At 65.9% G+C, this 23,839-nt stretch carries 27 protein-coding genes and 2 tRNA genes; 23 read left to right on the top strand and 6 right to left on the bottom strand.

Annotation, left to right across the window (positions count from 1 at the left end; translation table 11 throughout):
* Positions 1-183: 183 nt before the first annotated feature.
* From ACLD0W_RS11775 to ACLD0W_RS11765, 3 genes are all read left to right on the top strand, one after another.
* Positions 184-1,404 carry a DUF445 domain-containing protein gene (locus ACLD0W_RS11775; RefSeq protein ID WP_410307674.1) on the top strand — a complete coding sequence of 407 codons (1,221 nt, stop codon included), beginning with the start codon at positions 184-186 and terminating at the stop codon, positions 1,402-1,404.
* A 2-nt stretch (positions 1,405-1,406) separates the two neighbouring features.
* Positions 1,407-1,697: a hypothetical protein gene (locus ACLD0W_RS11770; protein ID WP_410307673.1), complete on the top strand. Its 291-nt coding sequence runs from the start codon at positions 1,407-1,409 to the stop codon at positions 1,695-1,697.
* 114 nt (positions 1,698-1,811) lie between these two features.
* The gene (locus tag ACLD0W_RS11765) at positions 1,812-2,291 is read left to right on the top strand and encodes a phasin family protein (protein WP_410307672.1); all 480 of its coding nucleotides are present in this window, start codon (positions 1,812-1,814) and stop codon (positions 2,289-2,291) included.
* Between the two features lie 619 nt (positions 2,292-2,910).
* Here the strand turns inward: ACLD0W_RS11765 and bcp are convergent.
* Entirely contained in the window at positions 2,911-3,375 is a 465-nt protein-coding gene (bcp, locus tag ACLD0W_RS11760; RefSeq protein WP_410307671.1) for a thioredoxin-dependent thiol peroxidase, read from the bottom strand.
* A gap of 140 nt (positions 3,376-3,515) precedes the next feature.
* Between bcp and dapA the strand changes: the two genes are divergently transcribed.
* The 5 genes from dapA (at position 3,516) to ACLD0W_RS11735 (ending at position 7,839) form a co-directional block, all read left to right on the top strand.
* Positions 3,516-4,397 carry a 4-hydroxy-tetrahydrodipicolinate synthase gene (dapA, locus tag ACLD0W_RS11755; protein WP_410307670.1) on the top strand — a complete coding sequence of 294 codons (882 nt, stop codon included), beginning with the start codon at positions 3,516-3,518 and terminating at the stop codon, positions 4,395-4,397.
* Positions 4,397-5,017: an outer membrane protein assembly factor BamC gene (gene bamC, locus ACLD0W_RS11750; protein WP_410307669.1), complete on the top strand. Its 621-nt coding sequence runs from the start codon at positions 4,397-4,399 to the stop codon at positions 5,015-5,017. The genes dapA and bamC overlap by 1 nt, the downstream gene beginning before the upstream one ends.
* Before the next feature lie 26 nt (positions 5,018-5,043).
* Positions 5,044-5,817 (top strand): MBL fold metallo-hydrolase, encoded by a 774-nt coding sequence (locus tag ACLD0W_RS11745; protein ID WP_410307668.1) that lies wholly within the window; start codon positions 5,044-5,046, stop codon positions 5,815-5,817.
* Between the two features lie 28 nt (positions 5,818-5,845).
* The gene (purC, locus tag ACLD0W_RS11740; protein ID WP_204430668.1) at positions 5,846-6,562 is read left to right on the top strand and encodes a phosphoribosylaminoimidazolesuccinocarboxamide synthase; all 717 of its coding nucleotides are present in this window, start codon (positions 5,846-5,848) and stop codon (positions 6,560-6,562) included.
* 89 nt (positions 6,563-6,651) lie between these two features.
* Positions 6,652-7,839 carry a 3-phosphoglycerate dehydrogenase family protein gene (locus ACLD0W_RS11735; protein WP_410307667.1) on the top strand — a complete coding sequence of 396 codons (1,188 nt, stop codon included), beginning with the start codon at positions 6,652-6,654 and terminating at the stop codon, positions 7,837-7,839.
* Between the two features lie 336 nt (positions 7,840-8,175).
* Here ACLD0W_RS11735 and ACLD0W_RS11730 read toward each other — a convergent pair whose 3' ends face one another.
* From ACLD0W_RS11730 to ACLD0W_RS11715, 4 genes are all read right to left on the bottom strand, one after another.
* Positions 8,176-8,328: a DUF2474 domain-containing protein gene (locus tag ACLD0W_RS11730; RefSeq protein WP_410307666.1), complete on the bottom strand. Its 153-nt coding sequence runs from the start codon at positions 8,326-8,328 to the stop codon at positions 8,176-8,178.
* On the bottom strand, positions 8,328-9,338 hold the full coding sequence (gene cydB / locus ACLD0W_RS11725) for a cytochrome d ubiquinol oxidase subunit II (protein ID WP_410307665.1): 1,011 nt from the start codon (positions 9,336-9,338) through the stop codon (positions 8,328-8,330). The genes ACLD0W_RS11730 and cydB overlap by 1 nt, the downstream gene beginning before the upstream one ends.
* Before the next feature lie 3 nt (positions 9,339-9,341).
* The gene (locus tag ACLD0W_RS11720) at positions 9,342-10,769 is read right to left on the bottom strand and encodes a cytochrome ubiquinol oxidase subunit I (protein ID WP_410307664.1); all 1,428 of its coding nucleotides are present in this window, start codon (positions 10,767-10,769) and stop codon (positions 9,342-9,344) included.
* A 177-nt stretch (positions 10,770-10,946) separates the two neighbouring features.
* Positions 10,947-11,489 carry a hypothetical protein gene (locus ACLD0W_RS11715; protein ID WP_410307663.1) on the bottom strand — a complete coding sequence of 181 codons (543 nt, stop codon included), beginning with the start codon at positions 11,487-11,489 and terminating at the stop codon, positions 10,947-10,949.
* Between the two features lie 168 nt (positions 11,490-11,657).
* Here ACLD0W_RS11715 and ACLD0W_RS11710 point away from each other — a divergent pair, with 168 nt between their 5' ends.
* The 15 genes from ACLD0W_RS11710 to ACLD0W_RS11640 all read left to right on the top strand — a co-directional run bounded on the left by ACLD0W_RS11710 (position 11,658) and on the right by ACLD0W_RS11640 (position 22,681).
* Positions 11,658-12,353, top strand: a complete 696-nt coding sequence (locus ACLD0W_RS11710) for a GntR family transcriptional regulator (RefSeq protein ID WP_410307662.1) — start codon at positions 11,658-11,660, stop codon at positions 12,351-12,353.
* Positions 12,354-12,507: 154 nt separating this feature from the next.
* Positions 12,508-12,584: transfer RNA gene (locus ACLD0W_RS11705), tRNA-Val, on the top strand.
* A gap of 165 nt (positions 12,585-12,749) precedes the next feature.
* Complete coding sequence (gene infC / locus ACLD0W_RS11700) at positions 12,750-13,292, top strand: translation initiation factor IF-3 (protein WP_410308055.1); 543 nt, start codon at positions 12,750-12,752, stop codon at positions 13,290-13,292.
* A 62-nt stretch (positions 13,293-13,354) separates the two neighbouring features.
* Positions 13,355-13,549, top strand: a complete 195-nt coding sequence (gene rpmI / locus ACLD0W_RS11695) for a 50S ribosomal protein L35 (RefSeq protein ID WP_410307661.1) — start codon at positions 13,355-13,357, stop codon at positions 13,547-13,549.
* Between the two features lie 25 nt (positions 13,550-13,574).
* Positions 13,575-13,934: a 50S ribosomal protein L20 gene (gene rplT / locus ACLD0W_RS11690; protein WP_138771167.1), complete on the top strand. Its 360-nt coding sequence runs from the start codon at positions 13,575-13,577 to the stop codon at positions 13,932-13,934.
* A 135-nt stretch (positions 13,935-14,069) separates the two neighbouring features.
* Entirely contained in the window at positions 14,070-15,089 is a 1,020-nt protein-coding gene (pheS, locus tag ACLD0W_RS11685) for a phenylalanine--tRNA ligase subunit alpha (protein ID WP_410308054.1), read from the top strand.
* Between the two features lie 17 nt (positions 15,090-15,106).
* Positions 15,107-17,482, top strand: a complete 2,376-nt coding sequence (pheT, locus tag ACLD0W_RS11680; protein WP_410307660.1) for a phenylalanine--tRNA ligase subunit beta — start codon at positions 15,107-15,109, stop codon at positions 17,480-17,482.
* A 28-nt stretch (positions 17,483-17,510) separates the two neighbouring features.
* The gene (gene ihfA, locus ACLD0W_RS11675; protein ID WP_204430686.1) at positions 17,511-17,810 is read left to right on the top strand and encodes an integration host factor subunit alpha; all 300 of its coding nucleotides are present in this window, start codon (positions 17,511-17,513) and stop codon (positions 17,808-17,810) included.
* Positions 17,791-18,147 (top strand): MerR family transcriptional regulator, encoded by a 357-nt coding sequence (locus ACLD0W_RS11670; RefSeq protein ID WP_204430688.1) that lies wholly within the window; start codon positions 17,791-17,793, stop codon positions 18,145-18,147. Before ihfA ends, ACLD0W_RS11670 begins: the two co-directional genes overlap by 20 nt.
* 90 nt (positions 18,148-18,237) lie before the next feature.
* A tRNA-Pro gene (locus tag ACLD0W_RS11665) sits at positions 18,238-18,314 on the top strand.
* Positions 18,315-18,727: 413 nt separating this feature from the next.
* Positions 18,728-19,021: a type II toxin-antitoxin system RelB/DinJ family antitoxin gene (locus ACLD0W_RS11660; RefSeq protein ID WP_410307659.1), complete on the top strand. Its 294-nt coding sequence runs from the start codon at positions 18,728-18,730 to the stop codon at positions 19,019-19,021.
* A 177-nt stretch (positions 19,022-19,198) separates the two neighbouring features.
* Positions 19,199-19,471 carry a hypothetical protein gene (locus ACLD0W_RS11655; protein ID WP_410307658.1) on the top strand — a complete coding sequence of 91 codons (273 nt, stop codon included), beginning with the start codon at positions 19,199-19,201 and terminating at the stop codon, positions 19,469-19,471.
* Positions 19,472-19,548: 77 nt separating this feature from the next.
* A complete protein-coding gene (locus ACLD0W_RS11650) occupies positions 19,549-22,155 on the top strand; it encodes a YdbH domain-containing protein (protein WP_410307657.1) in 2,607 nt (868 codons plus the stop codon).
* Positions 22,152-22,334 (top strand): YnbE family lipoprotein, encoded by a 183-nt coding sequence (locus ACLD0W_RS11645; protein WP_204431503.1) that lies wholly within the window; start codon positions 22,152-22,154, stop codon positions 22,332-22,334. The genes ACLD0W_RS11650 and ACLD0W_RS11645 overlap by 4 nt, the downstream gene beginning before the upstream one ends.
* A gap of 23 nt (positions 22,335-22,357) precedes the next feature.
* Positions 22,358-22,681, top strand: a complete 324-nt coding sequence (locus ACLD0W_RS11640; RefSeq protein WP_410307656.1) for a YdbL family protein — start codon at positions 22,358-22,360, stop codon at positions 22,679-22,681.
* A gap of 76 nt (positions 22,682-22,757) precedes the next feature.
* On the opposite strand, the gene ACLD0W_RS11635 is transcribed toward ACLD0W_RS11640, so the two are convergent.
* The gene (locus tag ACLD0W_RS11635) at positions 22,758-23,834 is read right to left on the bottom strand and encodes an OmpA family protein (RefSeq protein ID WP_410307655.1); all 1,077 of its coding nucleotides are present in this window, start codon (positions 23,832-23,834) and stop codon (positions 22,758-22,760) included.
* Positions 23,835-23,839: the final 5 nt, after the last annotated feature.

Genomic DNA, 23,839 nt, shown 5'->3' with positions numbered 1-23,839 from the left:
GCGCCGCCGCTTAAGAGGGTCAGGTTGACTATCTATACTGGGCCGTCACATAACATTGGCTGTTTTGACCGCCCCCCGTGCCCGTGGGAACTGTTCCCGCCGGCGTTTGCGGGCTAGGCTTGTCCAACCTCCGGGCCCGGCCCGGCGACCCGTGCGTCATCCTGGGAGGGGCTGTTCACCCACATGCTGGATTCGTTGTTTTCCCATCCGGACCTCTGGAAATACGTCAGTATGCCGTTCATCGCCGGCGCGGTGGGCTGGGCCACCAACTGGGCGGCGGTGCAGATGACGTTCTACCCGTTGGAGTTCGTCGGCATCCGACCGGTGTTCGGCTGGCAGGGCATCATCCCCTCCAAGGTGGAGAAAATGGCCGCCATCGTGGTGGACAAAACGCTGCAGAAACTGGGCAGCCTGGACGAGTTCTTCCGCGAAATGGAGCCGGAGAAGATCGCCGCCCACCTGACCAAGAGCGTGCAGGCGCGCATCGAGGAATACGTGGACGAGGTGATGACCGAGCGCAACGCGGTGCTCTGGGAAAACCTGCCCCTGGCGGTGCGACGCCGGGTCTACGCCCGCGCCCGCCGCGCCATCCCCGCGGTGATGGACAACGTGGTCGACGACATCAGCCGCAACCTGGAAAACCTGGTGGACATGAAGCACATGATCGTCGAGCGCATGCGCTCGGATAAGGCGCTCATGGTGCAGATGTTCCAGGAAGTGGGCGAGCCGGAATTCCGCTTCGTCACCAACTCCGGCTTCTATTTCGGTTTTCTGTTCGGGCTGATCCAGATTCCGGTGTTCATTCTGATGCCCAGCAACTGGATCCTGCCGCTGTTCGGTTTCATCGTCGGCATCGCCACCAACTGGCTGGCTCTGAATGTGATCTTCCGGCCGCTCAATCCGGTGCGGGTGGGGCCGTTCCGGGTGCAGGGCCTGTTCCTCAAGCGCCAGCGCGACGTGGCCGAATCCTTTGCCCGGCTCACCACCGAGGAACTGGTGACTCTGCGCAACATTATGTACCAGGTAATCAACGGCCCCCGTGGCGATCGCACCAAGGCGCTGATCAAACGTCACCTGAAGCCGCTGCTCAACGGCGGCTTCGTGCGCACCGCCGCCCAGCTCACCGTCGGACCCGGCGGCTACGCCGACCTCAAGCGCGCGGTGGAGGACAAGGCGGTGGATCTGGCGGTGGAGCCGTTCGAGGACGACCACTTCAACCGCGAGCGCAGCGCCATCATCGAGCGGCTGATGCGCGATCGCATGCAGGCGCTCAGTTCCGACGATTTCCAGGACCTGCTGCGCCCGGCCTTCCAGGAAGACGAATGGATCCTGATCCTGGTGGGCGGTTTTCTCGGCGCGCTGGCGGGCCTGGCGCAGTTGATCTTCGTATTCGGGGTGGCCTGAGCATGGCGTCCCCGACCCCCTCGGACCTGGCCTGGCTGCTGATCGGCTGCGCCCTGCTGTCGTCGCTGGTGACCCTGCTGGTGGTGGGCCTGGCGGTGAAGTTCTGGCTGGGCCCGAAACTGGAGCGCCACATCGACAGCCGCTTCGAAGCCGGCGCCGACCGGCTGACCGAACGCTTCGTGGCGGTACTCACCGGCAAATCCCGGGATCTGATCCGCGACCGGGCCCGGGATCTGGCCCGTCTGGTGGGCGGCCGCCGCGCCCGCGACGACGGCGAACCGCCGTTGGAATAACCCCTTCCTCGCCGGGGGAATTGTCCGACAGACGATTGGCGGGGCCCGTCATCTTTGGCCTATACTCGCCGCCTGCGTCGAGCGACGCCTGCGTTGAGCGAGGAGAACAGGACCATGTCCGATCGCGACGATCACGACGACGATGATATCCCCCGGGACGAGCGCGGCCGTCCCCTGCGCGCCCTCAGCGGCGCCACCCGTGACCTGCGCAAGTACACCCATCAGATCTGGCTGGCCGGTCTGGGCGCCTACGCCCGCGCCGAGGAAGAGGGCAGTGGTTTCTTCGATGCCCTGGTGGAAGCCGGCCGCGAGGTGGAGCGGCGGGCCAAGGAAAAGACCCCGCGGGTGGAAGACATCAAGGAACGGGTGCGCCACCACACCGGCGAGACCATCGACCGCATGGAAAAGGCCTTCGACGATCGGCTGGGCAAGGCCCTGTCGCGGCTGGGCATCCCCAACAAGCGCGAAGTGGATTCCCTGCGCCAGCGCGTGCAGGACCTGACCAACGCCCTGGATCAGATGGACCGGGCCCGCGCCGACCACGACGCGGATCCGGACCTGGATCCGGACGACGACCTGCCCGGCACCCGCTGAGGCAGGGGCCCGCGCGGCGCCCCGTCGAGGGGCGTCGACGGGTGAAAAGGCGGTTATCCGCCCCTTCCTGACATCCTGTCCACAATTTTATCCACAGATTGGCCCGCCACGGCCTGTTTTCGCTGCCTTGCGATGGGGCCGCTGTGGCCCCGTGGTTCGGCGTCTGAAACGGACCTTGCCCGATTTCGTGAAGGGGCCGTGACGCCTTTTCACTATTGACAAGCCCACGGCGGCCCGTATTTGTGCACAGCGTGCGCGCGGGTGGGAAAGAAGGTAACAATGAACCGCCGGGCGTCAATACCTGCCGACAAAAATTATATAACCTACTGTTTTATAATGATTTTCTTATTTTGGTCAAAAAAACGTCAAACTGGGGCGGGGGCCTGAATGTGGCCGCTCGGGCGACTTTTCCGCGTTTTTCCCACAAGGTTATCCACAGTATTTGTGGAAAACCCGGCGCGATCCGGAGCGACGATTTTCACGCGCCGGCGGGGCAATGGAAAAATGGGTTAAAAATACCGCAGAACGTGGCGAGCCCGATGGATGCCGCCACCGGCGCGGTCTTCCAGGGGTTATCCACAATGCTGCCCACAGCATCTGTGCATAACCCCCGGGCCGATCAGAGGGCGTGCACCGCGTCCAGCACTTCCTCGGCGTGGCCCTTCACCTTGACCTTGCGCCACACGTCGCGCACCACGCCCTGCTCATCGATCAGGAAGGTGCTGCGCTCGATGCCTTCGAATTCCTTGCCGTACATCTTTTTGAGTTTGATCACGTCGAACAGCTGGCAGACGGTTTCGTCCTCGTCGCTGATCAGCTCGAACGGGAAGTCCTGCTTGGCCTTGAAGTTCTCGTGGCGGCGCAGGGAGTCCTTGGACACCCCGTAGATCTCGCAGCCGGCTTCCTGGAAGTTCGGGTACAGGTCGCGGAAGTTCTGGCCCTCGGTGGTGCAGCCCGGGGTGCTGTCCTTGGGATAGAAATACAGCACCACCTTGCGGCCCTTCAGCGCGGACAGGGTAACGGTGGTGTCGCTGGTCGCCGGGGCGGTGAAATCCGGTGCCGGCTGGCCTTCTTTGATGCTCATGGACGATCCTTGGCTTGTATCGTGAATGGGCGGATTGCGAAGGGGGCAGCTTACCGACCCGGCGGATGCACCGGTAGAGGTTCCCTTGCCCCCGGCGCCGGTTGTACCATAGCGCCCTTTGCACGAAGAGAGATAACGGCATGATTCGCGGTAGCATCGTGGCCCTGGTCACCCCCATGCGCGAGGACGGTTCCGTCGATTGGGAACGTCTGCGCGACCTGGTGAACTGGCATGTGGAACAAGGCACCCATGGAATCGTGGCGGTGGGCACCACCGGTGAATCCGCCACCCTGGGTTTCGAGGAACACGACAGTGTCATTCGCGAAGTGGTGGCGGTGGCGGATAAACGCATTCCGGTGATCGCCGGCACCGGTGCCAACAGCACCGAGGAAGCGATCCGCCTGACCCGCGATGCCCAACGGGACGGCGCCGACGCCTGCCTGCTGGTCACGCCGTACTACAACAAGCCGCCCCAGGAAGGTCTGTACCAGCATTTCCTGAAGGTGGCCCGGGCGGTGGACATCCCGCAGATTCTCTACAACGTGCCCGGCCGCACCGCCTGCGACCTGCTGCCGGAGACCGTGGAGCGGCTCGCCAAGGTGCCGAACATCGTCGGCATCAAGGAAGCCACCGGCAATCTGGAGCGCGCCCGGGAAATCCGCGAGCGCTGTGGCGACGACTTCCTGATCTATTCCGGTGACGACGCCACCGCCCTGGAACTGATGCTGGGTGGCGGCGACGGCGACATCTCGGTGACCGCCAACGTGGCCCCGGCGAAGATGGCCGCCATGTGCCAGGCGGCCCTGGACGGCGACGCCGACCGCGCCCGTGAACTGAATGCGGAACTTGAGCCCCTGCATCGTGATCTGTTCATAGAACCCAGCCCCATTCCGACCAAATGGGCGCTCTATGAAATGGGCCTGATCGACAACGGTATCCGGCTGCCGCTGGTACCGCTGTCCAAGGCCGCCCAGCCGCGTCTGCGCGAGACGTTGCGCGGCTGTGGACTCCTGGAGGGATGATGCATCGCAGTATTGCAGTAACCGCCGCGGCGCTGGCTCTGGCCGGCTGCGGCCTGCTTCCGGACAACAGTCTTCATTATCGTGACGCCGAGGTCATCGAACCGATGACCGTGCCCGGCGACCTGGTGTTCATCGGTGAGGAGCCGTTGTACGCGGTGCCGCGGGTGGACGAGCGCCTCGTCGGCAAACGCGACGGCGAAAACGGCTTCAAGGCGCCGCGCCCGCCGCAACTGGTGGCCGCCGCGCCCGATGATGACGCCGATAACGACGACGCCACCGCGCCGGCGCCGCCGCCGGGCCAGCAGGGCCAGGCGATTCTCGGCAAGGATGGCAGCGGCTATCCGATCATCATGATGCCCACCAGCTTCGCCTGGGCCTGGGAGAAAGTGAGCCAGGCGCTCACCCAGACCGATCTGCGCGTCACCGACCGCAACCGCGACCAGGGCGTGTTCTTCCTGACCACGCCGGAGCGCTACCAACTGCAGCCGCCCCAGGCCCAGCTCAAGCTGAGCCATACCACCAACGGTATTCAGGTGGCGGTGCTCAACGGCGAGGGCACGGCGCTGGCCGGCAAGGCCCCGGGCCTGGCGATTCTGGAAAGCGTGCACCGCGAACTCTGATCGGCGACGGCGGGAGGGTAGGGCAGTTGCGACTGGCGTCCCTGGGCAGTGGCAGTAAAGGCAATGGCACCCTGGTGCGCGCCGGCGATACGCTGGTGCTGGTGGACTGTGGCTTTACCCTGCGCGAAACGGTGCGACGCCTGGCCCTGTTCGGCCTGGCTCCGGACGATCTGGCGGCGGTGCTGATCACCCACGAACACGGCGATCACGTGCGCGGTGCCGGCGCCCTGGCCCGCAAGTACGGCGTGCCGCTGTACTCCACCTTCGGCACCGCCCGGGCGGTGACTGGCAAGCCGGCGGGGTTCCAGAACACGCTTTGGCGGGAGGTGCGACCGGGCCGTGCCTTTACCGTGGCGGACCTGGCCGTGACCCCGGTGACCGTGCCCCACGACGCCCGCGAGCCCTGCCAGTACCGTTTCAGCTGGCGCGACCGGGAGCTGGGCGTGCTCACCGACCTGGGCTCGCTGACGCCCCACGTGGTCGACTGCTACCGGGAGTGCGATGCCCTGGTGCTGGAGTGCAACCACGACCCGGAGCTGCTCGCCTGCGGTCCCTATCCGTCTTCGTTGAAGCGCCGGGTGGGGGGCGACTACGGGCACCTCAGCAATCAGCAGGCGGCCACCTTGCTGGGCCACTGCAACGTGGACCGCTTGCAGCATCTCGTGCTTTCGCACCTGAGCGAGCAGAATAACACCCCGGAACACGCCCTGGCCCAGATCCACCGGGCGGTGGCCCATGGCCAGGAACGGATCCGGGTGGCCGGCCAGAACCACGGTTTTGACTGGCTCGACATTCACTGAACCCAGACCCATCAACGCAGGTTATTTCATGGAAAAGCGCGACGAACTCTATGCCGGCAAGGCCAAGTCCGTATTCACCACCGACGATCCGGACAAGCTGGTGATCGTCTTCCGCGACGACACCTCCGCCTTCGACGGCAAGAAGAAGCAGGCGCTGGACCGCAAGGGCGCGGTCAACAACCAGTTCAACGCCGCCATCATGGAAAAACTGCAGGCCGCCGGCGTGCCCACCCATTTCGAGAAGCTGCTCTCCAACAACGAGTGCCTGGTGAAGCGTCTGGAGATGATTCCGGTGGAATGCGTGGTGCGCAACGTGGCCGCCGGTTCCATCGTGCGCCGCCTGGGCGTGGAAGAGGGCAAGGAACTGAACCCGCCCACCTTCGAGATGTTCCTGAAGAGCGACGCCCTCGGCGATCCGATGATCAACGAGTACCACGTGCGCAGCTTCGGCTGGGCCACCGATGAGCAGATCGAGACCATGAAGGCGCTGACCTTCAAGGTGAACGACGTGCTCAAGAAGCTGTTCCTGGACGGCAACATGCTGCTGGTGGACTACAAGCTGGAGTTCGGTCTGTTCCACGGCGAGGTGGTGCTGGGCGACGAATTCTCCCCGGACGGCTGCCGCCTATGGGACAAGGACACCCGCGAAAAAATGGACAAGGACCGCTTCCGCCAGGACCTGGGCAACGTGATCGAAGCCTACGAGGAAGTGGGCCACCGCCTGGGCATGACGTTCCAGTACTGATCGTCCTTTCCTGACCCGGGGCTGGTCAGGACGGCGCTTTTCCGGGAGGCTTGGGGAAAACAACAACCCCGGCCGACCGGAGAGCCGCCATGTTCCGTATCCGCACCCACAACCAGATCGCCCTGCGCGGCCTGGAACGCTTCCCCCGCGACCGCTTCGAAATCGCCAGTGATCTGTCCGACCCGGACGCCATTCTGCTGCGCAGCCATCCGCTCGGCGCCGACGCCCTGCCGGCCACGGTGCGCGCGGTGGCCCGGGCCGGCGCCGGCGTCAACAACATCGATGTGGCCCACTGCAGCGAGCGCGGCATTCCGGTGTTCAATACCCCGGGCGCCAACGCCAACGCGGTGAAGGAGCTGGTGCTGGCGGGGCTGCTGCTGTCCGCCCGCCACCTGCGCGCCGGCCTGGACTGGGTGGACGCCCTGGAGGCGGCGGACGAAGCTGACCTGCACCGCCAGGTGGAGGCCGGCAAGAAGCAGTTCCAGGGCCGCGAGCTGAGCGGCCGCACCCTGGGCGTGATCGGGCTGGGCGCGATCGGCTCGCGGGTGGCGCGCATCGCCCTGCACCTGGGCATGCGGGTGATCGGCTACGACCCGGCGCTCAGCGTCGACGCCGCCTGGCGGCTGCCCAGCCAGGTGTCGCCCATGGCCAGCCTGGAAGCGCTGCTGGCGCGGGCCGACTTCGTCACCCTGCATCTGCCGCTGCTGGACGCCACCCGGGACCTGATCGGCGCCCAGCAACTGGCGGTGATGAAGCCGGACGCGGTGCTGCTCAACTTCGCCCGCCAGGGCATCGTCGACGACCGGGCGGTGGCGGCGGCCCTGGAGGCGGAGGCCCTGGGCGCCTTTATCACCGATTTCCCCAGCCTGGCCCTGGCCGGCACCCGCGGCGTGCTGACGCTGCCCCACCTGGGCGCGAGCACCGGAGAATCCGAGGAGAACTGCGCCATGATGGCCGCCGACGCCCTGGTGGACTTCCTGGAAAACGGCAATATCCGCCATTCGGTGAATTTCCCCGAGCTGGTGCTGGAGCCGGGCCCCGGCGCGCGGCTGGCGGTGACCAACCGCAACGTGCCGCGCATGCTGGGTCCGGTGCTGTCGGAACTGGCGGAAGCCAACCTGAACGTGCTCGATATGCTCAATAAAAGCCGCGACCAGCTGGCCTACAACCTGCTGGATCTGGCGGAGGCGCCGGACCCGGCGGTGCTGGCGCGCATCGGCCGTCTGGACGGGGTGATCAACGTACGCCTGGTGCACGGTCCCCGGGAACCGGGCTGAGGGCGTGGTAAGGCATCGTGACAGTGCAAAAATGTCTTGACGATGCGGAGTTTTGCACAGCGAACGGGCATCCGTGACCCCGCCGTGAACAAGTCAACGTAAGCGCTTGATTTTGCCGGGTCTGATTTGTAAGTGATTGATTTTTATCATATTTAATATAATGGATATTTTTTCGTCATTTTGGGGCCGGCGCCGCCGGAATGGGCCCCGGGCCGATTTCCTGACAGAAAGTTCACAGACTTATCCACAGATTCTGTGGGTAACTTCCCGGCCACCTTGCCCGGCCCGTTGTAGGCCATTGGCGACCATGGCTGTACGCCTTCGACCCGGAGTCACTCAGACCTGGAGGCCGAGCGCGTTCATCAGACCTCGCATCAGTGCCGCCACCCCCGCCAGCGTCACCACGCTGGCGCTCCAGATCAGCACCAGCCAGCCCAGGCGACGGAGCCAGGGCGGGCGGCGCGGGCCGGGTTGGTGATCGTCGTTCATCAGTGGTAACCGCTGTCGCCGGGGCGCACCTTGCCACGGAACACATAGTAGGCGAAGGCGGTGTAGGCGAGGATGACGGGAATAATGAACAGCGCCCCCACCAGGGCGAAGCCCAGGCTTTGTGGCGGCGCCGCCGCCTGCCACAGGTCGATGTCCGGCGGCAGGATATGCGGCCAGCCGCTGATCGCCAGACCGGTATAGCCCAGCCCCATCAGAAACAGGGTCAGCACGAACGGCGCCACCTGGCGGCCTTGGCGCAGGGCGCGCAGCAGCGCCGCCCAGCCGGCCGCCACCAGCAGCGGCACCGGCGAGAACCAGAGCAGGTTGGGGAAGCTGAACCAGCGCTCGGCGATGGCCGGATCGCGCAGCGGCGTCCACAGGCTGACCACGATGATGGCGGCCAGCAGCGCCCAGGCCAGCGGGCGGGTCGCGGCAACCATGCGTGCCTGCAGAGCGCCCTCGGTTTTCATGATCAGCCAGGTGCTGCCCAGCAGTGCGTAGGCGCACACCAGTGCCGCGCCGGTGAACAGCGGAAAGGGGGCGAACCAGTCCAGGGGGCCGCCGGTGTAGGCGCCGTCGCGCACCGGCAGGCCGCTGACATAGGCGCCCAGCACCACGCCCTGGAAAAAGGTGGCGGTGAAGGAGCCGCCGATAAACGCCTTGTCCCAGATATGACGCTCGCGCTCCCGCGCCTTGAAGCGAAACTCGAAGGCGATGCCGCGAAAGATCAGCCCCAGCAGCATCAACATCAGGGGGATATACAGGGCGGTCAGCACCACCGAATAGACCAGCGGAAACGCCGCCAGCAGACCGGCGCCGCCGAGCACCAGCCAGGTCTCATTACCGTCCCACACCGGCGCCACGGTATTCATGGCCACGTCGCGGTGATGCTTGTCGGGAATGAAGGGGTAGAGGATGCCGATGCCCAGGTCGAAACCGTCCATCAGCACATACATCATCACGCCGAAGCCGATGATCAGGGCCCACAGCAGGGGTAGATCGATGCCCATGGTTCAGACCCTCCCGTCATCGTCGAAGGTCTCGCGCACCGCCGACAGCGGGCGCATAGCGTGGCGCTGGTGGCCGGGGCCGCCGTCGCCTTCCTCGCGGCCCTCGTCGGTGACCGGGCCCTTGCGCACCAGCCGCAGCATGTAGGCCACGCCGGCGCCGAACACGAACAGGTAGACCACCACGAACAGCCCCAGGGACAGAGCCAGCGTGCCGGTGGCGTGGGGCGATACCGCCTCCGAGGTGCGCATCAGGCCGTACACCACCCAGGGCTGGCGGCCGATCTCGGTGGTGTACCAGCCGGCCAGGATCGCCACCAGGCCGGCGGGCCCCATGGCCAGCGCGAAGCGCAGCAACCCGCGCGACCGGTACAGGCGCCCGCGCCAGCGCTGCAGCAGGCTGAGCGCGCCGAGCAGGAGCATCAACAGGCCCAGGCCGACCATCACCCGGAACGACCAGAACACCACGGTGGCGTTGGGCCGGTCCTGGGCGGGGAATTCCTTGAGGCCGGGGATGGTGCCGTCCCAGCTGTGGGTCAGAATCAGGCTGCCCAGGCGCGGTACGCCCACCGCCAGGTGGGTGGTCTCCGCCGCCATGTCCGGCCAGCCGAACAGCAGCAGCGGCAGGCCCTCGCCCGAATCCGTCTCGCCGCCCCAATGCCCCTCCATGGCAGCCACCTTGGCGGGCTGGTGTTTCAGGGTATTGAGTCCGTGCAGGTCGCCGATCAGCACCTGCACCGGCGCTACCACCACCATCATCCACATGGCCATGGAGAACATGGTGCGGATGGCCGGCTCATCGCGGCCGCGCAGCAGATGCCAGGCCGCTGAGGCGCCCACGAACAGGGCGGTGGCCAGGAACGCCGCCACCGACATATGCGCCAGTCGATAGGGGAAAGAGGGATTGAAGATCACCGCCAGCCAGTCGGTGGGCACCACCCGACCGTCGATGATCTCGAAGCCCTGGGGCGTTTGCATCCAGCTGTTGGAGGCCAGGATCCAGAATGTGGAGATCAGGGTGCCCACCGCCACCACCACGGTGGAGAAGAAGTGCAGCCCCGGGCCCACCCGGTTCCAGCCGAACAGCATCACGCCGAGAAAGCCGGCCTCCAGAAAGAAGGCGGTGAGCACTTCATAGGCGAGCAGCGGCCCGGTGACGCCGCCGGCGAATTCGGAAAAGAAGCTCCAGTTGGTGCCGAACTGGTAGGCCATGACCAGGCCGGACACCACGCCCATGCCGAAATTGACCGCGAAGATCTTGGACCAGAAGTGGTAGAGGTCCCGGTAAAGGGTCCGGCGGGTGTACAGCCAGAGACCCTCCAGCACCACCAGATAGCTGGCCAGCCCGATGGTGATGGCCGGGAAAATGATGTGAAAGGAAATGGTGAACCCGAACTGGATACGGGCCAGATCGAGCGCGAGCGACTCCGCCATCCGCTGCCTCCGTTGCGGGCCGGCCCCTTACCGGCCGGCGAGGCGTCCATTTTAGGAGAGCGCGTACACGGGGGCGCCTGGACATGGTGTCCTTGGGCATTCTGTCCTTGGACGGATTGTCCAGTCATTGGAGGCGGGCAGGATGGGCTCTTATCGCCGCAGCGCCTAACGCCGCGACTATCTACGCAACATCGGCAACGGATTCCACGGATGGGTGCACAGTCGGCGGGCGGCCAGGCCGAGAAGCAGGCCGTGGAAGCCGGCGTTGGGGAAGCGGTCCTGGATCTCGCGGATACGCTGACGCGGCACCCCGAAACGCACCAGGCCCAGGGACAGGTCGATCCAGTCGGCGCGCCGGAACGCTTCCACCAGACTGCCGGGCGGTTCGCCGGTGCCGGTAAGCTTGTGGTGTTGGACGATCATGGCGTGGATGTCGTCGCTCCACTGGTTCAGGCCGAGCTCGGTGAGATGGTGGCAGGCGAGGCGGGCGGAGGGGCCCAGGTAGTCGAAGGTGCCGGCCAGCCAGATGCCGGCATCGTGGAAGAACCCGGCCAGCTCCACCTTGCGCAGGTCGTCGCCGTCCAGGGCGCGCTGCGCGGCGACCAGGTTGATGACCCGATACACATGGTTCCGATACGGGGTCTGGTCCCGCCCGAAGCGATCCGCGTAATGATCGAACAGGGCGTCCAGTTCCGCCCGTTCCGTGATCAACCGTTTCATGACTGCCCTTGGCGGCCAGGCCGCCCGACTGCGTTCCTTGTCTCCGCAATTAACCACGCCGGCCCGGCCTTGTCATGGTTCGCGGTGCATTTTTGCCAATGCTTTTACGGGTTCGGTAAGGTGTTTGGTTGTATAGTCGGACAATATCAGGGGATTGTAGGACAAGCGATGACATTCAAGGCCCGGGAAAGCCTTTCCGAGCAGATCGCCGGTCATCTGGCCGACCAGATCATTCGCGGTGAAATGCTGGCCGGCGACCGGATCCAGGAACTGCGCGTGGCCGGCGAGCTGGAAGTGAGCCGGGGCTCGGTGCGCGAGGCGCTGCTGATCCTGGAGCGCCGCCATCTGATCGACATCCTGCCACGCCGGGGCGCGGTGGTCCGGGATCTGTCCGAGGCCCAGGTGCGCGGCCTCTATGAGCTGGTCCAGGTGCTGCTGGGGCTGGTGATCCGCAAGGCCATCAAGAACGTGCGCGAGGAAGACCTGGACCCGATCATCGCGCTGATCCACGAACTGCAGCTGGCCGCCTCGGACCGGGAGCTGGACCGCTTCTTCGAGCTCAGCTTCCGATTCCTGGAGCACGCCTATCCGTTCGCCCGCAACGCCTTCGTGGAGGACGTGCTGGCCGACCTGCACCCGGCCCTGCAGCGCACCTACTTCATGGCCCTGCACCTGGACGGCGATGAAATGAAGGAGTGCCTGTCGTTCTTCAAGGCCCTGGTGGAGACCATTTTCCGCCGCGATGTGCGCTCCGCGCTGGAGATCATCCGCGAGTTCGCGGAGCGCCAATCGGCGCTGGTTCAGGAGTCGATCACCCGCGCCCGGCAGATCGAGGCGGCCTGGCGGGGCCGCCGCAAGAAGTAGCTGCAAGCCCCAAGCCACAAGCTGCAAGCTGACCCCTGGGTTGCCTGTAGCTTGCGGCTTGAGGCTTGCAGCCGAAGTTGCGCCCGCCGAAGGGCGGGCGGAACAAAGGGGCTTGCCAGCGGCGTCCGGTCTGCCTAGAATTGCGCCCCTCTGCAGAACCGTAGCTCAGTTGGTTAGAGCGCTGCCTTGACATGGCAGAGGTCGGCGGTTCGAATCCGCCCGGTTCTACCAGTTTTCGCGCCATCCTCTTTTGCCGCCCCCCGTCACCCCCGGGTTTACGGGTGCGGTGCCGTGACCTAGAATAGACGGCTATTCCCGAGGATGACGTATGCCCTGAGCGGCGCGCGTGAGGCGTCCGCCGGGCATAGTTCGAATAACCAACCGGAGGTTCACGACATTAAGCGTGGAGGCAAAGGCCGCGAGCAGCGCGCCAGAATCAATCAGCAAATCCAGGCGAGCGAGGTTCGGCTGATCGACGTCGAGGGTGAGCAAATCGGCATCGTCACCGTCGAGGAAGCCCTCGAGAAAGCCAGTGGCAAGCAGTTGGATCTGGTGGAAATCTCGCCCGACGCGGAACCGCCGGTATGCCGGATCATGGATTACGGCAAGCATCTGTTCGAACAGAAGCAGAAGGCCAAGGAGTCCCGCAAGAAGACGCGGCAGACTCAGCTGAAAGAGATTAAATTCCGTCCCGGCACCGACTCCGGCGACTATGAGGTGAAACTGCGTAACCTCAAGCGCTTCCTGGAGGCCGGCGACAAGACCAAGGTAACCGTGCGGTTCCGTGGTCGCGAAATGGCTCACCAGGAGCTGGGTCGCGAACTGCTGGAGCGCGTGGAAGCGGATTTGGCGGATCACGGGTCCGTCGAACAACGCCCGAACATGGAAGGGCGCCAGATGATCATGGTGCTCAGCCCGGGCAGCAAGAAGAAGAAATAACCGGTCCGCCGGTTATCGCTTCTTATATATCAACCGAAACACACGAACTTGAGATAGGTACCATGCCAAAGATCAAGACAAACCGCGGGGCCGCAAAGCGTTTCAAGAAAACCGCCTCCGGTTTCAAGCGTAAGCAGGCATTCAAAAACCACATCCTGACGAAGAAATCGTCCAAGACGATTCGCCATCTGCGTCCCAAGACCCAGGTTCACGAAAGTGACGTGGCTCTGGTCAAACGCATGATGCCCTACGCCTAAACACCGGTTTTTGGAGGTCTGAACAATGGCTCGAGTCAAGCGTGGTGTGCAGGCGCGTCGCCGGCACAAGAAAATTCTCAAGCAAGCAAAAGGTTACTACGGTGCCCGCAGCCGCGTATTCCGCGTGGCGGTGCAGGCGGTCATCAAGGCCGGCCAGTACGCCTACCGTGACCGTAAGGTACGTAAGCGTCAGTTCCGTCGTCTGTGGATCGTGCGCATCAACGCCGCGGCCCGCATCAACGGCCTGTCCTACAGCCGTATGATCGATGGCCTGAAAAAGGCGTCCATCGAGATCGACCGTAAAGTGCTGGCGGACCTGGCGGTTCGCGATCAGGTGGCCTTTGGCGCTTTGGCGGAAAAAGCCAAAGCGAGTCTCGCCGCCTGAGCACACTGTCGATCCGTCCGTAACAAGACGACAGTACTCTGAAACGGGGGAAGAGCTCGCGCTCTTCCCCCGTTTTCGTTAGTGAAGCCTTCCGGGCGCATTGGAAAGAGATAACAGGGGACGGTAAATCGTATGATGGAGAACCTGGATAGCCTGGTGGACGCGGCGCTGGCCGAAGTGGCCGGGGCGGCGGACGCCCGCGCCCTGGACGAGGTGCGGGTCCGTTACCTGGGCAAGAAAGGCGAGATCAGTGCGTTGCTGAAGAGCCTGGGGGGGCTGAGCGCCGAGGAACGGCCCAAGGCTGGCGCCCTGATCAACGAAGGCAAGCAGCGCGTGCAGGCGGCCCTGGACGAGCGCCGCGAGGCACTGGAGCAGGCCGCCCTGGACCAGCAGCTCAGCGCCGAGTCCCTGGACGTGACGCTGCCCGGCCGGGGCGAGCCGCCCGGCGCCCTGCATCCGGTGACCCGCATGCGCCGCCGCATGGAGGACTTCTTCCTGCGTCTGGGCTTCGACATCGCCGAGGGCCCGGAGGTGGAAGACGACTTCCACAACTTCGAGGCGCTCAATATCCCCGCCCACCACCCGGCGCGGGCCATGCACGACACCTTCTATTTCGGCGATGGCCGCCTGCTGCGCACCCACACCTCCCCGGTGCAGGTGCGGGTGATGCAGAAAGGCCAGCCGCCGTTCCGCATCATCGCCCCGGGCCGCGTGTACCGGTGCGACTCGGACCTGACCCATACGCCCATGTTCCACCAGGTGGAAGGGTTGCTGGTGGACGAGAACATTACCTTCGCCGACCTCAAGGGCACCGTGGCCGCCTTCCTGCAGTACATCTTCGAGGTGGACGATCTGCCGGTGCGCTTCCGGCCCAGCTACTTCCCGTTCACCGAGCCCAGCGCGGAAGTGGACGTGGGCTGCGTGCACTGCGGCGGCGAGGGCTGCCGGGTGTGCTCGCACAGTGGCTGGATCGAGATCATGGGCTGCGGCATGGTCCACCCCAAGGTGCTGGAGCACGGCGGCGTGGACCCGTCCCGTTACAGCGGCTTCGCCTTCGGCATGGGCATCGAGCGACTCACCATGCTGCGCTACGGCGTCAACGATCTGCGCCTGTTCTTCGAGAACGACGCGCGCTTCCTGTCGCAATTCGCCTGAAATAGGGATCACCGAGAATGCGTTTCAACGAAGCCTGGTTGCGGGAATGGGTCAACCCCGCCATCGACACCGACACTCTGGTTCATCAGCTGACCATGGCCGGCCTGGAAGTGGACGCCGTGGAACCGGCGGCGGCGCCGTTCACCGGCGTGGTGGTCGGCGAAATCAAAAGCTGCCGCCCGCACCCGGACGCGGACAAGCTGCGCCTGTGCGAAGTGAGTGACGGCGAGAGCCTGTTCCCGGTGGTGTGCGGCGCCCCCAATGCCCGCGAAGGCCTGAAAGTGCCGTTCGCCAAGGTCGGCGCCGAGCTGCCCGGTGACCTGAAAATCAAAAAGGCCAAGCTGCGCGGCGAACCCTCCGAAGGCATGCTGTGCGGCGGCTCGGAGCTGGGCCTGGACGACCTCATCGACGGCCTGTTGGAACTGCCGGCGGATGCGCCGGTGGGCACGGATTTCCGCCAATACCTGAGCCTCGACGACACCGTCATCGAAGTGGACCTGACCCCCAACCGGGCGGATTGTCTGAGCCTGCGCGGCATCGCCCGGGAAGTGGGCGTGCTCAACCGGGCGCCGCTCACCGAACCCGCCGTGGCGGCGGTGGCCGCCACCGACGACGCCACCTTCCCGGTCACCGTGGACAACACCGACGGCTGCCCGCGCTATCTGGGCCGGGTGATTCGCGGCATCGATCCCGCCGCCACCACGCCGCTGTGGATGGTGGAGCGCCTGCGCCGCGCCGGCCTGCACGCCATCGACCCGATCGTCGATGTGACCAACTACGTGCTGCTGGAACTGGGCCAGCCCCTGCACGCCTTCGATCTGAGCAAGCTCAGCGGCGGCATCGTGGTGCGCCAGGCCCGCGCCGGCGAGCAACTGCTGACCCTGGACGACCAGACCCAGGAACTGCGCGACGACACCCTGGTGATCGCCGACCACAACGGCCCGGTGGCCATGGCTGGCATCATGGGCGGCCGGCCCACCGCCGTGTCCGACGACACCGTGGACCTGTTCCTGGAATGCGCCTTCTTCAACCCGCTGGCCATCGTCGGCCGCGCCCGTGGCTACGGCCTGCACACCGACTCCTCCCACCGCTATGAGCGCGGCGTGGACCCGGCCCTGCAGACCCGCGCCATGGAGCGCGCCACCGCCCTGATCGTCGAGATCGCCGGCGGCCGCCCGGGCCCGGTCACCGAAGCCGGCGACGCCGCCCGCGCGCCGCAACCGGCGGACATCGCCCTGCGCGCCGCGCGCGTCACCGCGCTGCTGGGCGCCGCCCTGGAGCACGACGAGATCGTCGACATCCTGGAGCGCCTGGGCATGACCGTGCGCGAAACCGGCGCCGGCGAATGGACGGTGCGGGCGCCCAGCTGGCGCTTCGACATGGCCATCGAGGAAGACCTGATCGAGGAACTGGCGCGGGTGCGCGGCTACGAACACTGGCCCAGCCGGGTGCCGTCCGGCACCCCCGCCGGCGAACCGGACGGCGAGCGCCGGCTGCCCCTGCGCCGGCTGGCCGACACCCTGCGCGACCGGGGCTACCTGGAAGCCATCACCTACAGCTTCGTGGCCCCGGACCTGCTCGCCAAGGTCGACCCGGACCATCCGCCGCTGGCGCTGATGAATCCGATCTCCGTCGATCTCGGGGTGATGCGTACCAACCTGTTCGCCGGCCTGCTGAACGCCGCCGGCCGCAACCTGAACCGGCAGATCGACCGCCTGCGCCTGTTCGAAACCGGCCTGCGCTTCGTGCCCGGCGCCGACGGCCTGGCCCAGGAACCCCGGGTGGCGGGTCTGCTGTACGGCAGCGCCCGACCGGCCCACTGGGAAGGCAAGCCGCGCCGGGTGGACTTCTACGACCTGAAAGGGGACGTGGAAGCGCTGACCGCGCTGTCCGACCCGGCGGCGTTCCGCTTCCGGCCCGGCCAGCACCCGGCCCTGCACCCCGGACAGTGCGCGGAACTGGTCCGCGACGATCAGGTGGTCGGCCACCTGGGCAAGCTGCACCCGCGCCTGGCCCGGGACCTGGACCTGCCCGCGGACCTGTACCTGTTCGAGCTGGCCCTGGAACCCCTGCGCGACGGCCTGCTGCCGCACTTCGAGCCGGTCTCCGACCAGCCCCGGGTGCAGCGCGACCTGGCCTTCGTGGTCGACGCCGGGGTGCCCGCCGGGGAGCTGGTGGCGGCGGTCCGCGCCGCCTGCGACGCGCGCCTGCGCAATGTGCACATCTTCGATGTCTATCAGGGCGAGCACATCCAGGCCGGTCGCAAAAGCCTGGCCCTGACCTTGACCTTCCAGGATGCTTCGCGCACTCTTAGGGACGCCCAGGTCAGCGACCTGGTCGAGCAGGTGGTATCCCAGCTAAAACAACAGTTTAACGCGACCCTCAGGGACTGATTTCAGGGGCTTGATCGAGGCATTTCCGATGGCGCTGACCAAGGCAGACATGGCCGACCGGCTGCATGACGAGCTCGGTCTCAACAAGCGTGAAGCCAAGGAACTGGTGGAAACCTTCTTCGAGGAAATCCGGGATTCACTGGCCGACAACCGGCCGGTGAAACTCTCCGGGTTCGGCAACTTCGACCTGCGGGACAAAAGTGAACGCCCCGGTCGAAACCCGAAAACCGGCGAAGAAATCCCCATCTCCGCGCGCCGCGTGGTGACCTTCCGGCCCGGGCAGAAATTAAAACAGCGGGTGGAAGACTATGCTCGAACCCAGTCATAACGACGAACTGCCGGCGATTCCCGGAAAACGCTACTTCACCATCGGTGAGGTCAGCGAGCTGTGCGACGTCAAACCGCACGTGCTGCGCTACTGGGAGCAGGAGTTTCCCCAGCTCAAGCCGGTGAAGCGCCGTGGCAACCGCCGTTATTACCAGCGCCAGGACGTGCTGACCATCCGCCAGATCCGCAGCCTGCTCTACGAGCAGGGCTTCACCATCGGCGGCGCCCGCCAGCAATTGTCCGGCGACGCCAACGCCGAGCACGCCACCCGCTACCACCAGATGATCCGTCAGATGATCGTCGAAATGGAAGACGTGCTGGACGTGCTCAACGCCTGATCAAACAGGCAGGATCCGGGTTCCATCCCCCGCCGTGATCCGTTATGATGCTCGCCGCTTCGACGGGGTCCCCGCCGAAGCCAGACGATTCGGGGCGTAGCGCAGCCTGGTAGCGCACTTGCATGGGGTGCAAGGGGTCGAAGGTTCGAATCCTTCCGTCCCGACCAAATCGAAGAAGAGAGGCTCGGCGTCACGTCGGGCCTTTTTTCGTTATGGCACAGGTATGGGGCGGATTGCCGGCCCTCGGCCTGCCGGCCTCGGGCGTCCGCCAGGGCGCAAGCAGTGCTTGCGCCGGGAACCTGTCGGACCCTTCCGTCCCGACCAAATCGCAAAGGAAAGAGGCTCGGCTTAACGCCGGGCCTTTTTCGTTTCCCGCGTTTTTGCCCCACTTTTTGCCCCACCGAATACTGGCTCTGCCTAAGCGATGACTCCTGCCCGGGGCGGGACACCAAGCCCTGCGCGCTATCCCGATGCGTCGCGCTCCAGCCTGGGCCAGTGGGCTGAACTGTTCCAGGAGCTCATATTGACTGTATCTCATATGAGATACAAAATGGCGGCATCCACCACAGGAGGGCAAGCCATGGCCACTCAAACCTCGATGCTCCACGTCCGCGTTGATGAAAAGCTCAAAGCGGACGCCACCGAAACGCTGGCCAGTGTCGGGCTCACGGTATCCGATGCCGTGCGCATCCTGCTTACCCGGATCACGAAGGAGGGCGGGCTGCCGGCCGGCCTGACGATGGACCCCGCCGCTCACGATACCTGGTTCCGTGAAAAGGTATTGGAAGCGCTGGCCGACACTCGCCCCGGCATTCCGCACGACCAGGCCATGGCCGACGTGCAAGCCCTGATCGACAGGAAACGCCGGGCCTGAATTGGAATGGCCACCCGATCCGCAATAACATCGTGGACCGGGTGGCGATTCAGTCAGAGCATTAATAACCCCGCGGCCCCGCCAAATCGTGTCACGCTTCTGCCTTTCCGCAATGCCCGGTAAACTGTGCTTCGAGTCACAATTCTCCCCCGTATAACCATAACAAGGAGATGTTTCATGGACCTTTTTCGTATTTGGCTGGCCGCGCTGTGTTTGTCCCTGTCCCTGATCGCCGCCGCCGCGCCGGCTCCGGAGACGTCGGAGAGCGTCGACGTGTCGCCGTTCGTCAGCGAGGACGTGTCCAGTACCATCCCTGACGCTCTGCGCGACAGCGAGGTGGTCAGCCAGCAGTGTTGCAAGGTGTGCCGCAAGGGCAAGGCTTGCGGCAACAGCTGCATCAGCCGCAGCTATAACTGCACCAAGCCGCCGGGCTGCGCCTGCGACGGCTGACGCGGTCGCCGCCGGGGCTGTATTCTTGCCGGAGAAACCGCCATGCTTCGGTAACTCCGACCAAGGAATAAGGTTTGGTGTCATTCCGTAAGAAGAACCTCCTCTGGCTGATTCCCCTTTGCCTGCTGCTGTTGCCCCTGGTGGCGCTGTTGTCGCTGCCGTTGTTCGGCCTGCATTGGCAGGGCCCGGGGTGGCGGCAGGGGCCGACCCTGGACGCGCTCTGGTATGAAAGCGGCGACTGCCGGTTGGCCGAGGCCCACGGAGTGCGCCTCAGCGGGCTGCGGCCGCTGACCCTGTCGGTGGACAGCCTGGGCATCAACGACTGCCCGTCCGAGGGCGACGACGGCCCGCTGTCGCTGCCGGATCTGCCGGGCCTGGATGTGACCGTCTGGGCGCTGCAATACCAGGACTACCCGCCCTTTCTGGCCCATCTCACCCAGGCCGCCGGCCGCTGGCGGGTGCGGGCGGAATTCCGGGGCAGTGAACTGAACGGCGAATACCGCAAGAGCAGCGGCCGCTGGCGGCTGACCGGCACCCTGCAGGCGGCGCCGTTGCGCCAGGGTGTCACCGGCGAGGCGCGCATCCAGGGGGATGGCCAGTGGCCGTCCGGCGCGCCCTTCGACAGCGACCGCTTCCAGGGCGAGCTGACCGTGCTTGGCCAGGACCTGGGCCTGGAAAACGCGGATTCGGACACAAAGGGCCCCCGGGGTGACCTCACCGTGCGCGCTCGCTGGACCGGCCTGGATTGGCGGCTGCGCGCGGCCCTGGACGAGCCGCTGGCGCTGGGCGCCGGCTGGGTGCTGACGCCGGGCCGGGAACTGACCGCCGAGGGGCAGGGCGCGGCCCTGCGTCGGGCGGACGCGAATCTGGTGGCGCGCGGACCCCAGGGCCGCGCCGCGCTTACTCTGAGCAGCGACGCGCAACGGCTGGGCCACGGGGAGGGCCGGCTGACCCTCAGCGAGGGCCTGGACGGCCAGGTCGATTTCCAATGGTTCGAGGACCGGGTGGCGGTGGCGCCGTTCCGGGTGCGCGTCACGGACCCGGCGGTGACGGTACGGCTGCGCGAGCCGGTGAGTGTGCCGCTGGCGTGGGAGGGCGAGGTGGCCCTGCCCCTGGAGGCCGCTTACCAGGACGCCACCCTGACCACCACGGACAGCCGCGTCTACTGGCGGCCCAATGACGTGCAATGGCAGGGCGCGGTGGAACTGGGTGGTCGCTGGCAGGGTTATCGCCTCAGCGGCGGCTGGCGCGGCGACGCGGGCCCCACCGGCGTGCACGGCGAACCCGCCCGGGTGCGCCTGCGCGACGCGGACCTGGACCTGACCGCCACGGTGCCGGTGGCCGGGGTGACGCCGCCCCACTGGCCGGTCACCGCCACCCTGGAAGGCCGCTATCAGGCCATTCCGTTCAGCGCTCGGGCGGACGCCCGCCGGGAGGGCGATACCTGGGCCGGTAACCTGTCCGGTCGCGGCGGGCCCTTGCCGGAGCTGGACGGCGGCGTGCTGACCCTGGACGGCCGCTGGGACTTTGCCGAGCGCCCGCGCCTGCTGGCCGGTGCCACCGTGGCCTTGTCGCGGGCGGTGCGCGAGCGCCTGCTGATCCGCCCGATCACCGCCCGCCTGACCGCGCCGCTGGTGCTGGAAGAAGACGGCCCCCATGGCCGCCTGTCGCTGGATGCCGAGGGCCTGGTGGCGGAGCGCTGGACGCTGCCGCCGGTGACCGGCGAGGCGCGCCTGAACGGTGACACCTTCGGCGCCGACCTGCGGGTGCCCCAGTGGGACACCACCCTCAGCCTGACCGGCCGCGCCCGGGGCACCGGTTACGCCGGCACCCTGAGTGGCGCCACGCCGCTGCGGCCGGTGATGAGTCGCGGGCTGCCGATGAGCCTGGAGGGCGGCGAGCTGGCCCTGGACGGCGACTGGCGCTGGGGCCGGACCCTGACCCTGGACGGTCGCCTGCGCGGTCAGGACCTGGCCCTGGATTGGGGCAGCGTGCAGGCCCGCGATCTGGATCTGGAGCTGGCCCTGGGCTGGGACGGCCAGCGCCCCAGCCTGGCCACGGTGACGCCGCTGACCCTGGCCCGCCTGGACGTGGGCGTGCCGATCACCGACATCCGTATGGATCTGGACAGCGACCTGAGCACCTGGACCGTGCGCCGCGTGCACGCCGACCTGCTGGGCGGCGAAATCCGCGCGCCGCAATTGACCTGGCCGTCGCCGGGCTGGCAGCCGGTGGTGCTCACGCAAATCGAACTGGAGCAGCTGGCCGCCCTGCAGGGCGAGCCGGCGGTGGGCTTGTCCGGCAAGGTGGGCGGCTACATTCCCTTGCAGCTGCTGCCGGACAGCGTGGCGGTGAACAACGGCCGGCTGGCCAACGAGACGCCCCTGTCCCTGGCGATCCTGCCGTCCAGCGGCGCCCAGGCCATGGCACAATCCAACCAGGCGGTGTCGATCGCCCTGGACGCGCTCAACCCGCTGCGCATCGACACCTTCCAGGCCCAGGTGGACATGGCCTCCGACGGCTGGCTGGACGCCCGGGTCACGATTCGCGGGCAGAATCCGCAACGAAACAATCTGCCGGTGGTCTTTAATTACACGCACCGGGAAAATGTGCTGGAGCTGTTGCGCAGTCTGCGCATCGGTGATCAGATCACCGACCAGGTCATGACGGAGTCGAAACGATGAAATCAATGTGGCTGCTGCTGTCGCTCCTGCCCCTCGCCGCCTGCACCCCGCGGGTGGCGTTGGAGGCGCCCAAGGAGCCGATCACCATCAACCTCAACGTAAAGATCGATCACGAGATCCGCCTCAAGGTGGAAAAGGACATCGACCAGCTGTTCAGCGAAGACAGCGACTTGTTCTGATGAGACATTTGCGGAGAAACCCCATGACAAAGCTGCGTTATCTGTTGCTCGCCGCCGCCTTGCTGTTCTCCAGCGCGGTGTTCGCGCTCGATCTGGACCAGGCCAAGAGCCAGGGCCTGGTGGGCGAACAGCCCAACGGCTACCTGGGCGTGGTCAAGGCCACCCCGGCGGCGGTGGAACTGGTCTCGGACATCAACGACAAGCGCCGCGCCGCCTACGAGCGCATCGCCAAACAGAACGGCATCACCCTGGACCAGGTGGCCAACCTGGCGGGTCAGAAAGCCATCGAGAAAACCCCCGGCGGCCAGTACATCAAAACCCCCACCGGCCAATGGGTCGAGAAATAACGGGTCGAGAAATAAAAAAAGGGCCCCGAGGGGCCCTTCTTTTTTGGCCGGGGTGACCGGCCGGGGAACGCGCCGATCAGTCCTTGAACTGCGCTTCCTTACGTTCGCCTTCCACGATGATGTCCGCGCGGCGGTTTTGCTGGCGACCCTCGGCGGTGTCGTTGGGCGCCACCGGGCGGCTCTCGCCGTAGCCACGGGTTTCCACGCTGCCCTGGTTCACCTTGTATTCCTGGATCAGCTGCTGCTTGACCGAGTTGGCGCGGCGCTCGGAGAGACCCTGGTTGTAGGACTCTGAACCGACGCTGTCGGTGTGGCCTTCCACGCGGATGCGGCTCTTGCCGTCGCGGGCGCTTTCGGCGGCATCGCGCACTTCATCGCTGAATTGGCCACGCACGTCGCTCTTGTCGAACTCGAAGTAGATGGTCTTGACGGTCTGCTCGTCCACGTTCTTGTAGATCTGGCAGCCACGCTCATCCACCCGCGCGTTCGGCGGGGTATCCGGGCAGGCGTCGCGATCGTCCGGCACGCCATCGTTGTCGCTGTCGGCCACGGAGACCACATCTTCCGGTCGGGTGGTGGCGGTGCGCTGGTCGTCGTCGGTTTCCCGGCCGCTCACCGCGAACATCAGGTTCAAGCCGGCGTACACCTGGCCTTCCCAGTATTCCCGGTCGGTGCTGTAGGCGTGCCGGGTGCCCAGGTCGAGCAGCACGTGCTTGAAGAACGCCCGCTGCAGACCGAACTCGACGCCGGCCATGGTCTCGTCGTCGTCATCGATTTTCTGCTCACCGGCGTTCAGGCCCATGTAGGGTTCGAAGCCGAGGAAGCTGGTTTCGTCGAAGTGGCGGCGCAGGCTGGCGTAATAGGTTTCCACATCCGATTCGAGGTCGGTGTACTTATGATCCACCGAATCGTTCTTGTCGTACCAGGCCTGGATCGACCAGTTGGGGCTGAACCGCCAGCCAATCTGGCCGCCGTACAGGGCGGAGTCATCCAGACCGTCCACGTCACCGGTGACTTCGTTGTCGTAGAAGAAATAGCCGCTCGCATGGCCGCCGATGTAGCCGTAACGATCCGGCACGTTTTCCGCCGCGTGCGCGGACAGCGCGAACAGGAACGGCGAGACCACGGCTGCGGTCATCATTGACTTTTTCATGGGCA

Origin of the sequence: Alloalcanivorax sp. C16-1, from assembly GCF_046507805.1 — a bacterium.
In the GTDB taxonomy this organism is placed as follows: domain Bacteria; phylum Pseudomonadota; class Gammaproteobacteria; order Pseudomonadales; family Alcanivoracaceae; genus Alloalcanivorax.
The sequence above is the reverse complement of the archived record's forward strand: the minus strand, read 5'-3'. Positions and strand labels throughout refer to the sequence as shown.